Annotated in this window: 10 protein-coding genes; 5 read left to right on the top strand and 5 right to left on the bottom strand. The window is 45.0% G+C overall.

Annotation, left to right across the window (positions count from 1 at the left end):
- Window positions 1-75: 75 nt before the first annotated feature.
- The 4 genes from E5342_RS09800 to E5342_RS09810 all read right to left on the bottom strand — a co-directional run bounded on the left by E5342_RS09800 (window position 76) and on the right by E5342_RS09810 (window position 3,440).
- On the bottom strand, window positions 76-564 hold the full coding sequence (locus tag E5342_RS09800) for a DinB family protein (RefSeq protein ID WP_349237389.1): 489 nt from the start codon (window positions 562-564) through the stop codon (window positions 76-78).
- Window positions 495-758, bottom strand: coding sequence for a hypothetical protein (locus tag E5342_RS19690; protein WP_246867087.1), 264 nt, complete (start codon window positions 756-758; stop codon window positions 495-497). Before E5342_RS19690 ends, E5342_RS09800 begins: the two co-directional genes overlap by 70 nt.
- An 8-nt stretch (window positions 759-766) precedes the next feature.
- A complete protein-coding gene (locus E5342_RS09805; RefSeq protein WP_005860908.1) occupies window positions 767-1,087 on the bottom strand; it encodes a YbjQ family protein in 321 nt (106 codons plus the stop codon).
- 94 nt (window positions 1,088-1,181) lie between these two features.
- Window positions 1,182-3,440: a GH92 family glycosyl hydrolase gene (locus E5342_RS09810; protein WP_121735495.1), complete on the bottom strand. Its 2,259-nt coding sequence runs from the start codon at window positions 3,438-3,440 to the stop codon at window positions 1,182-1,184.
- A gap of 139 nt (window positions 3,441-3,579) precedes the next feature.
- On the opposite strand from E5342_RS09810, the gene E5342_RS09815 reads away from it, so the two are divergent.
- From E5342_RS09815 to E5342_RS09830, 4 genes are read left to right on the top strand one after another with little or no spacing between them, the layout of a single operon-like run.
- Complete coding sequence (locus E5342_RS09815) at window positions 3,580-3,837, top strand: RNA polymerase sigma factor (RefSeq protein ID WP_121735494.1); 258 nt, start codon at window positions 3,580-3,582, stop codon at window positions 3,835-3,837.
- Between the two features lie 18 nt (window positions 3,838-3,855).
- Window positions 3,856-4,518 carry a hypothetical protein gene (locus E5342_RS09820; RefSeq protein WP_121735493.1) on the top strand — a complete coding sequence of 221 codons (663 nt, stop codon included), beginning with the start codon at window positions 3,856-3,858 and terminating at the stop codon, window positions 4,516-4,518.
- Window positions 4,519-4,572: 54 nt separating this feature from the next.
- The gene (locus E5342_RS09825) at window positions 4,573-4,851 is read left to right on the top strand and encodes a LysO family transporter (RefSeq protein ID WP_121735492.1); all 279 of its coding nucleotides are present in this window, start codon (window positions 4,573-4,575) and stop codon (window positions 4,849-4,851) included.
- Window positions 4,848-5,474, top strand: a complete 627-nt coding sequence (locus tag E5342_RS09830) for a lysine exporter LysO family protein (RefSeq protein WP_121735491.1) — start codon at window positions 4,848-4,850, stop codon at window positions 5,472-5,474. Before E5342_RS09825 ends, E5342_RS09830 begins: the two co-directional genes overlap by 4 nt.
- Before the next feature lie 68 nt (window positions 5,475-5,542).
- Here E5342_RS09830 and E5342_RS09835 read toward each other — a convergent pair whose 3' ends face one another.
- Entirely contained in the window at window positions 5,543-8,734 is a 3,192-nt protein-coding gene (locus E5342_RS09835) for a S41 family peptidase (protein WP_121735490.1), read from the bottom strand.
- Window positions 8,735-9,496: 762 nt separating this feature from the next.
- Between E5342_RS09835 and E5342_RS09840 the strand changes: the two genes are divergently transcribed.
- Window positions 9,497-12,925: a DUF6383 domain-containing protein gene (locus tag E5342_RS09840; protein WP_135959306.1), complete on the top strand. Its 3,429-nt coding sequence runs from the start codon at window positions 9,497-9,499 to the stop codon at window positions 12,923-12,925.
- The last annotated feature ends 217 nt before the right edge of the window (window positions 12,926-13,142 follow it).

The raw sequence follows: 13,142 nt of genomic DNA on the forward strand, positions 1-13,142 counted from the left end.
AGCCGCCGTCTTAGGTGAAGGAGCCAGTCGAAAGAGTGGCTCCTTTTTTTGTTATATACACCGGCCGTTTAATCTTCAATGATGTCTGCCTCTTATAGCTAGCTTCCATTTACAACAGCCATTTAGATGTAACATGACATGTCTGGTAGGAGGCATTAATAAAATACCGGCTATATCTTTTTTAGCCCAGAAATCAAGCAACCAAATCGAATCTTCATGATTTGTGGTTCCACCTTCTTCTAATATCCGGCTTATTCTTTGAGCTGGGATTTTGCGGCGTATGTCATCGGGAGATAAGGTTCGGATGATTTCTCTGCTTTTTCGTCCTACTTTATTCCTGTATTCTAAGAGTTCTTGAATACGTAGACTTTTGCTTAGCTGAATAATCTGGTTATCAGATAAGGCATTTCCTGTGTCTCTGATAGGGGAATTCATTCGGGTTTGCCAGTCTTCATTGAAGATCTGCTTTTCCCCGTTAACTAATATATTCATGGTCAGATCCTCAATTCTGCTGATATGCCATAATACCCAAGCGATGGTTTCATCTTTCGCTGTAGGTATAATGGCATATTCATCTTCCTTAAATCTCCGACAAGCTCATCGACCTCGTTTCTCTCATTACCGGACACCACAGAGAGGTGTAATTTCCCATGAATCTCAAGAAAGAGCTCCTTGGTATGCTCTATTAATTCCGGTTTACGGATAATGCGGTTTAATTCTTTATGTGATTCGCTTAATCCGGCTCCAAAGTATTTCATATTGGAGATTATTGGTAGCGTACGGCTGTCCCGGCGGCGGTAACCATCAGCATGCTTCCACTTCCTCCTACGGTCTCGTAGTCCAGATCCACGGCGATTACTGCATTTGCGCCCATTCGTGCCGCATGATCGCTCATTTCTTTCAAGGCCGTTTCTTTCGCTTCGCGTAAGACGCTCTCGTAAGAACCTGCACGTCCTCCGACAATATCCCGTATGCCTGCGAAGAAATCTTTGAATACATTCGCTCCGATGATCGTTTCACCGGATACGATTCCGAAGTACTGGGTAATTTCTTTTCCTTCGATCGTGTTAGTTGTTGTGAGTAACATAGCTTTTCAATTTAATCGTTTGAGGGCAAATATAAGATAAAGGGCGAACCAGTGTACTGATTCGCCCTTTGTTTTTATGTTTCTTTATATGAATTTATTTTACCGGTTGATCGGTCATGATAAACTCAAGCTTACCTCCATTTATGATATCGGAGTGGCTGATGAAAGGAGTTTCTAGGACTTTACCGTTTAGCTTGACTTCTTTAACGTATTTATTAGCGGGACTATTGTTGGTCGCCACGATCTCGAAAATACCGCCTTTTACATACATAGAAGCCTTATTTACCATCGGACGGCCCAATGTGTAAACCGGAATACCCGGACTTACCTGATAGAAACCTAGGGCGCTCATGACATACCAGGCAGACATCTGTCCGCAATCCTCATTACCGATGATACCATCCGGTTCATTCGTGTAGAAATTCTGCATGATATAATCTAAATACCCTTGGCCTTTCCATGGAGAATCTGTCCAGTTATAAAGATAGGCCATATGGTGGCTCGGCTCGTTTCCATGAGCGTATTGGCCGATCAATCCGGTAATATCTCCGGAGGCTTCCGCTCCGTCAATCTGCGAAGAGGTGGTGAATAGGGTGTCCAAACGTGTTTCCAGCTCTTTCTTGCCACCGATAGCAGTGATGAAGTTATCCATATCATGTGGTGCGAAGAAACTCCATTGGAAGGCATTTCCTTCGGTATAGTCGCTCTTCATATGTGAAGAATAGCGGGGATTGAATGGGATGCGGAAAGAACCGTCGCCCATTACCGGACGCATCATCTTCGTCTCGGGATCTAAATAGCGTTTGTAGTATTCAGCTTTCTTGGCATACTCATTCGCCAATTCCATGTTGCCTGCCTTCTTGGCGATTTGGGAGATACACCAATCCTCGTATGCCATCTCCAATCCCCACGATACGGATTCGGGAACAGAGTCGGCGGGGACGAAACCATATTTCTCCTTATAGTAAGGGTGCATCGTGATTAGATCCAGCTCACGGGTTCCTTTGAACTTCTCGGCAAGATCCTCACGGTAAACGGAAGAACGTGCGCCGGCTTCCGCCCACGTGCTCATATCACCTTCCGCTAAATCTTTCGCTACAAGGTCGGCGAGGACCGAGACGGCCGGGTATCCTACCATACAACCTGTATAACTAGAGGCTAAAGGCCATTTGGGTAATATTCCACCTTCTTTATAACCTTGCACGAGTACCTTGCCCCAATCTGTCGCTAAGTCCGGATTAATGATCGTCATTAACGGATGAAGCGCACGGAACGTATCCCATAAGGAGAATACGGAATAATTTACGTAACCCGGTTCGGCGGTATGTACTTTCTTGTCCATGCCCAGATAACGTCCGTCCACGTCTTGATAAGCGAAGGGGGCGATCATGGTATGGTAGAGTGCCGTATAGAAATTGACCATGACTTTCGGATCCGCCTCGATCTGGATCAAGTTTAACGCCTCGTTCCAAATATGCGTTGATTCCTCACGGGTCTTATCGAAATCCCATCCGGGCAATTCTGCCTCGAGATTCTTCTCGGCACCTTCCGGATCGATTACGGACAAGGCTACTTTTACGTAAAGCGGTTGTGCCTTTTCCGCAAATTTGTAATGGAACTTCAAATCTTCTGCCGTATTCAAGCGCAAGAACAAGGAGTCTTTACGTAATTTCCCGTCCATGTATTGGTATACGGTCTCGATCGGTTCCGAGAAAGTAATCCGATATGACATGGAATGGAAATGTGCCCAACCTTGTGTCTTCACGGTTCCTTCCACGGTGGAGTCATTTACGAGTAAATATTGGTTACCGACCAACTTATGTCCCCAGTTCGGTTGAAGGATATGCCCTAAGTCAAGCAGGACACGACGTTCTTTGGGATTGTCGTATGTATATTTATGGAAACCTACACGATCCGTAGAAGTCAATTCCACGTTGATACCAAAGTTATCTAAGCGTACGGCATAATACCCCGGTGTCGCTTTCTCGGTCTCTTTCTTGAAGGTAGCTACCGGTTTGATGGAATCTCCACCAGAGAAAGGCAATAAAGCTACGTCACCCAGATCGCCGATACCCGTACCGGAAAGATGCGTGTGGCTGAATCCATAGATATGGTCGTCGTCATAATGGTAGCCGCTGCTCGCGTCCCATCCCAAGATATGGGTATCCGGGCTTAGTTGTATCATCGCGTACGGACGGGTAGCTCCGGGGAATGTGTGTCCATGGAATCCGGTTCCGATGAATGGGTCTACATACCTCACCTCGTCTTGTAGTTGCGGCGACTCCGGCGCTTGCTTGCATCCTACCAGCAGGCAGGCAAGAGCGGCCTGAAAAAATAAGATCGTTCTTTTCACTGTTATTATTGATTTAGTTTGTAATAAGCGAATTATCAATCATCTGTCACAAAGATAATGGCTTTGGGGGAATATTGGAAATTTCCTTTTAAAATCTGCAACCTTTTTCGGGGTTGGCTCGTCTTATAGATAAAAAAGTATGGGAACAAACGAATTTACAACAAAGATATTGCCGCTGAAGAATAACCTTTTCCGGGTTGTTTTCCGGATTACCGGAGACGTGGAGCAGTCTGAGCAGATCGTTCAGGAAGCCCTGCTTAAGGTTTGGGAAGACCGGGATAGCTGGATTGTCATTGAGAGCTTACCTTCCTATTGCATGATGGTAGCACGTAATCTGGCATTGAGGGAAACGTATTCCGGAGATAAGGAAAGGATGGAGCGGTATGCGGTAAGGTAATCTGTTTATGGAGCGTGTATGGACTATCAACGAATAAATAAGTTGCTGGATAAATATTGGGAATGTGCCACATCCGTGGAGGAAGAGCGGGAATTACGCCAGTTTTTCTCCTCAGCGGTGGTACCTCCCGACTTATTACCTTATAAGGCTTGGTTCGTATCTCATGAGGCCGAGGCATTACCCCCTTTGGGGAAAGAATTTGATGCTCGTATATTAGAACATATCTCGGAAGATCGAAAATTAATCACTACATTTGGAACGTTATTTAAATCTATTACTCATTTAATACATAAGACTATGGGAACGAACATGAAGAAAGCCTTTACCACCCTTTTATGCCTTTTGTTTTGTATCACGATCTCGGCACAGGATAAAGCCGCAGATCTCAGTAAGCTCGTAGGCGATTGGTCCTTCTCTGCCCCCGACGCTCCGTATGGATATCAAGATGGCAGTTTTCAGATAAAGCAAGAGAACGGTAAGTTGACCGCTAAAGTGAATATACAAGGTAATACATTGGAGATAAATGATGTCAAGGCGAAAGGAGATACCTATACCAGTTCTTTTTATGTGGATGGAACGCCTGTAGACTTAACTATGACCCAGAGAGGGAATAAGTTAGAGGGAATGGCCGACGCCGGAGGTATGCGGATTCCCGTGAAATTCAAGAAAACGAAGAAGTAGCCGCTTTGTGGTGCTCTGAGTTTCTGTTAACTTTGCGGCAAAAACTACAAAAGGATGTTTACAGTAATCGGAATCATGTTCTGCGGCATTGCCCTCGGATATCTCTTTCGTAAAGTAGAATGGCTGCAAAAGATCGGTAAGCCTATTTCTTATACGATTCTGCTTCTTCTGTTCCTGCTGGGAATTTCGGTAGGGGCCAATGAGTCTATCGTGAATAATCTTACGACGTTGGGCGGGCAAGCCTTGTTGATCGCCTCGGCCGGTACGTTGGGAAGTGTCTTGGCGGCGTGGGGAGTTTATCATTTCTTTTTTAAGGAAAGGAGCCGGGGATGAAAGGGAGTTTGATCGTCGTGGGCTTCTTTGCCTTGGGATGCTTGTTGGGATGGAGCGGCTATCTGCCCGGGATTATTATTGAGAATGATATAACGGTTTATGTACTTTACCTCTTGATGTTTCAAGTAGGGATTAGCATTGGAAGTGATAAGAAACTGAAAGAGATTTTGTCGAGTATACGGCCTAAATTGCTGCTGGTGCCGTTGGCTACGATTGTCGGGACGTTGACATTCTCCGCTTTGATTAGCCTTGCGCTTACGAAATGGAGCGTATTCGATTGTTTGGCGGTCGGAAGCGGTTTCGCTTATTATTCATTATCATCCATCTTGATAACAGAGCTAAAAGAACCTACGTTGGGGGCGCAATTGGCGGCGGAGTTAGGAACGATCGCCTTGATCGCTAATATTATCCGTGAGATATTCACTTTGCTGGGCGCTCCGTTGTTCGTTAGATATTTCGGAAGGCTATCTCCGATCTGTGCGGGAGGAGCCACTACGATGGATACGACATTACCGATCATCACTCGTTATTGCGGAAAGGATTTGGTCTTTGTCTCCATTTTTCATGGGATCTTGGTTGACTTCACGGTTCCGTTTTTCGTATCTTTCTTCTGTTCGATGTAAAAAACAGCCTTGCGAGGGTTTGCAAGGCTGTTTTCAAGGGTACGAGGCCGTTTGCGAAGATTTATAGGCTATCGTATGCTTTGCAGCATCACTTCTACCGCTTTTCTTAATTGCGCGTCCTCACCGCTTAACTGCGCCTCGGGTGTATTGTACACCTCGACATCCGGTTGCAGTTGTTGGTTTTCCAGATAATTGCCTTGCATATCTTTCACGCCTACTTGCGGGATACCGAATACCAAGGTCGGATCGATTTGTGTTTCCCACCATACGGCTGTCATGGTTCCCGGAACCGGGGCACCGATCAGCTTGCCGATACCTAAGGTCTTGTAAACCCAAGGGAAGCCATGAGCGTTCGAGTAATTATCCTCGCACATCAAGACACAGGACGGTTTGGTCCACTTATTGTAAGGATCGCTACCGATGTATTGCCCGCGAGGCTCGAAGCGCTGATACTCCTTGCCGCTTAATAAGGTTGCCAGATCATCATGCAACCAGCCACCTCCGTTATGGCGGGTATCCACGATCACGGCTTTCTTATTCCGGCAACGGCCTAATAAGGCGGAATAAACCTCACGGAAACTTTCGCTATTCATACCTCTCACATGTACGTACCCGATTTGCCCGTTCGATAATTTATCGACGGTTTCTTGGCAATTCTCGATCCATCTTTTGTAGAGAAGGTTTGATTGCTCCCCGTTACTGATCGCTTTTACCTGTTCCTCGAAACGTTGTTTGCTGATAGGATCATAGACAGAAAGCATTACTTTCTTACCGACTTTACCGCTTAGCAGCGGATAATAATCGGCGTCTTTCTTTATCGGTGTTCCGTCTATTTTCTCGATGATACAGCCTTTCTTTATCTGGCTGTCGGCCAATGTCAGCGGGCCCTTGGCTATGATTTCCTCGATCTTCAATCCGTCTCCCGTGTATGCGTTATCGAAGAAAGCACCTAGGCTGGCGGTTTCCGGCCCGGTTAGTCCCGGATTATAGCGAGCGCCCGTATGGGAGCCGTTCAACTCGCCCAATAGCTCGGAAAGCATCTCTTGGAAGTCAAAATTATTGTTGATATGCGGAAGGAAACGGGCGTAAGCGGTCTCATACCCTTTCCAATCCATGCTTCGGAGTGTCGGATCATAGAACTTATCCAAGACTTGACGCCAAGCGTGATGGAAGATATAAGCACGCTCCTCTGCTGGGCGATAAGCGAACTCGGCCTTGAAAGCGATCGGCTTTTCCTTGCTATCCTTCAACTCTATCTTTTTCAGTTTACCGCCGGCGGTAAGATAGAGGTTCTCTACTTTCTTATCGGCGAATAAAGTGCCTCGACCGACATTCTTGAGCAGTAATTTAGTGGACTTTTCCTTCAAGTCGTGTTCCCATAAATCAAAGCCTTTCTCGAAAGCGGCGCAATAATATAGTTTATCTCCTTTCGGGGCGAGTACGGCGTCTCCCAACGAGGATGAATGAGCGGTCAGGCGAATAATCCGGTCCTTGCGGTTCTCCAAATCAAACTTCAAGGGGGCTACAGGCTTATCCTTATCCTCGTCCTTATCTTTGTTCTCATCCGTTTCTACCAAGGCCAGTTCTTCTTTACTGAGGCGGAATTTATCGTAAGCCTCACCGTCGAAGAACATGATGTACACGTCCCGTTCGGCTCCCCAGCTACCGTGGCTGCGGAAACCGGCACGGTCGGAAGACCAGATCATGGCCTTGCCGTCTAATACCCATTTTGCGTCGCCATCCGAATAACCGCTTTCCGTCAGGTTCGTTACCTCGCCGCTACCGTCCGCTTTCACGAGGGCGATATCCGTATTGTTCCATCCTCCGACGGAGATGTAATCTACCAAGAACCATTTGCTGTCTGGCGACCATTGGAAATGCTGGTCTCCATCGCTATACGAGTAGAGATATTTCCCGTCTAATACAGTACGGACCTGCTTGGTCTTTCGGTTGATAACACGTAAGGTGGTGCGGTTCTCAAGGAAAGCCACCTCGTTACCATCCGGAGAGTATAAGGGTTGGAACGAGGTTTGTCCGGATACGACAAGAGGCTCCTCTTTCAATTCCGGGGCGTACGTGAATTGCTTATCTTCGTCACGTGTAAGTTTACTTTCGTAGATTCCCCATGTTCCTTCCCGTTCGGCGGAATATACCAATGAACGTCCGTCGGGGCTGAAATCTATATTGCGCTCTTGTTGCGGCGTGTTCGTGATTTGACGGGTCGTCTCGTATTCAATAGAAGTTACGTAGACATCGCCACGAGTAATAAACGCTACCTCTTTCCCATTCGGGGAAACGGCGATATCCGTAGCTCCAGCGGTCAAGAGACGCTGGATCACGTCGTTTTCGATCTTATCGGCGACGATCTGGATATTCACCTTGGCAGGTTTCTGTCCCTCCTTAACGGTATAGATCTCGCCGTCGTAGCTATAGCATAGAGTCCCGGAATTATCGGAGGTAAGGAAACGCACGGGGTGGGTGGTATGCGTCGTGATTTGTTTCTCGCTGTTACCTGCCAAATCCTTCTTGAAGATGTTAAAGCTTCCTTTCTCCTCGCTGAGGTAATAGAAGGACGTTCCGTCCGCGGCCCATACAGGATTGCGATCCTCACCGCCAAAAGTGGTTACTTTCCGGAAAGAGCGGTCTTTGCCAAGCGTACATAACCATATATCACGGGTGATAGAAGACTGATGATGCTTGCGCCAAGGGTCCTCGTAACCTTTATAGTCATTGTATAATAACTTACTGCCATCCTTGCTGAGGGCTATATTCTCCATGTATAACGAAGAATACAAATCCGGCCTTCCTCCATCCGTGCTTATCTCATAGACTTGCATAAAGCGGGTGCCGGGGAATTGGATATCCTTAGCGTCTTGCAGTATGTTGGCCAGATACAAGATGTGTCCGTTATCTTTAAAGGTCGTGGGATATTCGTTCGTGGAGTGGGTGGTGAGCCGCCTGGGTTCCCCTCCCTCCTTATTCATGAGGAATACATCGAAGTTACCGTTACGGTTGGAGGCAAAGGCTATTTTCTGTCCGTCGGGCGACCAGACCGGACGGGTGTCATGCGCCGGATGTGTTGTCAACTGCCGGGCTTTCCCTCCGGAAGAAGGAACCGTGTAGATATCCCCTTGGTAAGAAAATGCGATCGTCTGCCCATCCGGGGAGATCGCGCAGTAACGCATCCATAACGGACTGTCGTCTGCTTGCGCCGCCGCCGATAAAAATAACGCCAGCGCAGGAATCATCAAGTTTTTCATGTGTACTCTAATTTTAGATTTACAAATGTAATCAGACTCGTGGATATATGAAAGTAATGTAGTCGTTTTACTATACATAGAAAATACGATTAGTATTATATAGTATAGTCAAGCTTCACATGTTCTGATCTTTTCACACCCGTGAAGAGATCTTTTCACCCAGGTGATACAATCGTTTCATGTATGTGAAAAGATTGTATCACAGACGTGAAACGATCTTTACATGTAGATGGATAAGCTACTGCCGATACTACTTTTATCTAATAGAAAGGCTCGCCCGTAACAGATCCTCGTAAGTGTCTCCGCACTTCCTTTCACAATCCTTACGGCATATCGCTGACATAAAGCTGGTTGGTCGACATGAAACGTGCGATAAATAAATTATGTGTAGATAAATGTATATTGTATTATGCGGTTATGGATGGATGCTATTTTAATAATGTACGTTCGTACATTATATATAATAAGTATAAACGGCTAGTTAAAACGATCGTTATAATTCGTCATTTGCAAAGGTACGCGTTTCTTTGATACCTGCAACCCTTCTTTGGTATTTTTTTTGCCCCTTATTCGCTTTCTTATCAACAGGATAGCCTAACGCTAACGAAAGGCTTGTTTCCTCTTACGAACCCTCCCGTTTCACATCTTAAAAACGCAAGATCTAAACGATCGTTTAGACTAGTCGTTTTCGTGTAAAACGTGGGTGCTAAACGACAGGGTGGACTTTAATTAACACTATTATTAATATTAAATTTTTGATTTATGAACAAGAAGTTTTCTACACTTTTGACAGGTATGGCACTGCTGGGTGGTGTTATGTCTGTTAATGCGCAAGATGCTACAGTTTCTCAGCGTGTAGATCCGGAAAATGCCTTGGGTAAGGAATGGAACCTAGGTGGTTTGAAGGAAGGGGCTAATGCCGGCCTTTATCAATTGAAGGCTACAATTGAAGAGAATGGTACTGCTACTGATGTTTATCTTGCGATGGTATTGGATCGCCAAACGGGAGATTATAAACTACGTACTTACAATGCGGCAGAAGCTAAGGCTAATTTGGAAGCTACCCTATGGTGTGTTTCTGTTTCTAGTTATAACCAAGGCCAGGCTCCTATCTATGACTTCCAGAATAAGTTGTCTGGAACCATGTTGGATATAACAATGGCCGGTCATGAAAAAACTGAGGCCGGTCTGAAGGGTGCTTGGAATCCTGTTTTAGGGGGTGAGATCGCAGGTTGGGCATTCTCTCGTTCATACAAGAAATTGGAAGTGGAAAGACCTTTGTATTCTTATTTCTCAACAGACTCAATTGTTGGTTTGAAAGCATATGCTGATGGTAAAGTTCAGGTAGCTAAATGGGGTGCTAATCAAGTAGGCGGTACAGCCGACATGTCTAATTTTACTTTGGTAGGTGCTGGCCAAATCGCATTGAGTGCTGATCAAGTAAATACGAAGTTAGGTCTTCTTCAAGATAAAAAGGCGGGTGTGCAATTGACTTTCAATCCGGATGTGAAAGGTACTAGCTTGAAGAATCCGTTCAATGAGCAAAAGTTTGTCGCAGAGGATAAGGATAACGACAAATGGCTTTTCATCAAGCAAAAGGACAAAGACGCTTATTTGAAAGTTGATACGGGTTATACGAATAAGACAGGCGCTAAGTTCTTGGCTTACGGTTGGACAGAGAAATTAGAAGGTAAAGCTAATGCTTACAGCTCTATTGACAGTGCAATACGTGATCAACACAAGTTTAAGTTTATCTATTCTCCGAGTGGTGATAGCTTGTACATCTATGTGAAAAAAGTTACTTGGAATAATGATGGCAAGTATTGGAATACCCATCTTTCGGAAATTGCGGTTAATGAGTATGAATACTGGCGTGTTTCTTTGCAAGACTTGATTAAAGATGAAACTTGTATCTTGACAGTCGATCCTGAGAATCAGAATACTCATATTTCTTTAGGTCTTAGCGGATGCGAGGAAAAGGGTTCATTCAAGACTTCTGTTGATGATGGCGTTTATTTCATCAAGAACAAGAAAGGACAGTATTTAGCTTCTCCGATCTACGCAGATGGAAATATCCGTTGGACAACGGTGAATGGGGATGAGCAGAGTGTCGCTCATATGCCGGCTTACCAATGGGTTGTATTGAAGAAAAATACAAGCAATGATAAAGTGAAGGCTGTGTCTCCGGTTACTATCTCTAACCGTGAATATGCGGATAATGTTATTCTAAGTGATCTTGATGGTGATGGTCAATTGGAGCAATATAAGACAGCTGTTTATTCTACTGTCCAATTAAGAAAAGCAGAGGGTGGTTCTTATATGTTTGTATATGGAAATGAGCTTCAAGCGGAGTGGGGCTCTGTTGGTGTAGACTCTTTGTTCTTCGAGAAAGTTCCGGCAGCTTCTATTTCTGATCCATATTTAGGTTACAGAAAGTTAGAGGAGGATTCTTTGTTGGTTAACAAATATACGTTTAACTACTGGCACCCATATGCTACGGATAAATACATCGCTAAATCATCAGACTCTACATTGACCGTGCTGGTCGGTAAAGATGGTTTCGTAATTGAGACATTGCCTGAGACATGGAATGCGGATAAGTCGGAGAAGACCTTTGCGACAATAGATATCCCTTATGGTTATAAGGTTAGCGAGGACGTGGCTAAGAATCGTATTAAGGGCTTGAAGACTCTTGTGAGAACGGCTTATAAGGTTTCTTATAAGGATAACAAGGGTGATCTTAGCCAATGGAAAGTGAATAAGGAGGATAAGTTCAACGTAGGTTCTTCAGCTAACGGTCATCAGCAAGATGCTACGACTTATTATGCGTTCTTCAAGGAAAACAATCATATCGGTGGAAAGCATTATTATGCGATCGTAAATGTTGTATCTAATAATACAAAATATGTATTAGGCTATAAGAAAGCTGGCGTATCCGATTATGACGGTGCCGCTACTTTGAAGGATCAAGTATTGAGCGAGACTCGTACTTCCGCTTTCGCTATCGAACCGGACAACACTCCGCTTTACCGTCGTTTCAACTCTCTCGAGCTTGAGGGTAACGAAGGCGACAAGGCTGATACTTTGCGTTTCATCGAGAAATATCGTAAAGAGTACTTGCAGGTTGAGAACAATCCTAACTTCATGAAGGAAGGTATCGACTTCTTGGGTATCTATACTCCGGAGAAGACAGAGGATGGCTTGTCATTCATCGTTGATACGGCTTGGGTAAAACGTGGTGCCGGCAACATTAAACCTCAGTATTTGATCTCTATCGAGCGTAACGATTTCGAAGGTGTTGAAGGTGTCGCTTGTACGGAGGATGATCATCACTTTACAGCGGAAGGTGAACCGACTGATAAATGGCATTGTGTTCATGCGAAACCGGCTGTTCCGGGCTTTGAAAGAGGTAAGTATTTGATTAACTTCCATGATTTCGCAGTGAAACATAATGAGGGTATTGCTGAAGCGAAGAAAGACGCCGCTTATATGTGGAAGAAATATGATCGTGCAGGTTTCGTTGAAGCTATCCGTGTAGCTGATACTCTGTATATCTTGAGAGATGAGTTCAAGAACTTACCTAATGAGAAGATCAATTTCGCTGACTTGAACAAGGCTGAGGAAGCAGCTTGGGCTGCCGCTAAGAAAGCTGGTGTAAGCAAGGAAAACTTTGTATCTTACAAATACATCTTGTCTGGTGACAACCACAAGTATGTAACTTGGTCAATGCGTTTCGTTAACAAGGAAATCGCCGCTAACGAGGTTGAGGAGGATAGAGCGTTCTTGTTTGAGTCTATGGCTGCAAATAGGGAAAGTGCGATCGCTCCTAAAAAAGCGGCTTGGTTGAAGATGCAGAATGGTTGCTTGGTATTGTCTGACGCTACTAGCTCAAGCTTTGATGAAACCGTTACAGGTGGTGATGACGCTTTGATCTTCAACGTAGAGCAGGGTGATGACATCGCTACGGACAACGAGACAATCGAGGCTGTAGAAGGCGTATCCGTGGTAGCTGGCAACGGTACTGTAACCGTTCAGGGTGCCGCTGGTAAGTCTGTAGTTATCACGAATATCTTAGGTAAGGTTGTCGCTGAGACTGTTCTTACTTCCGATAACGCTACAATCGCTGTACCTGCCGGTATCGTAGCCGTGGCCGTAGACGGTGAGGAAGCTGTTAAGGCTATCGTAAAATAAGAATTTAACAAAATAAGATAATCATACAATTCCCGTGCGGGCATCGATCCAAGTAATCCGTGACGGATGAACAGGCGGGAGTTGGATTAATATTAATACTAAAGTAATAAATTAAGAGGTCTGTAAGTACCTCCGTGAGGAGGAAGTACGGATAAAGGAACAAGAGGATGCGTCGATATAATGTACGCATCCTCTTTTGTGCTTATAGCGGGTGTTG

Origin of the sequence: Parabacteroides distasonis (genome assembly GCF_004793765.1) — a bacterium.
Classification (GTDB): Bacteria; Bacteroidota; Bacteroidia; order Bacteroidales; family Tannerellaceae; genus Parabacteroides; species Parabacteroides distasonis_A.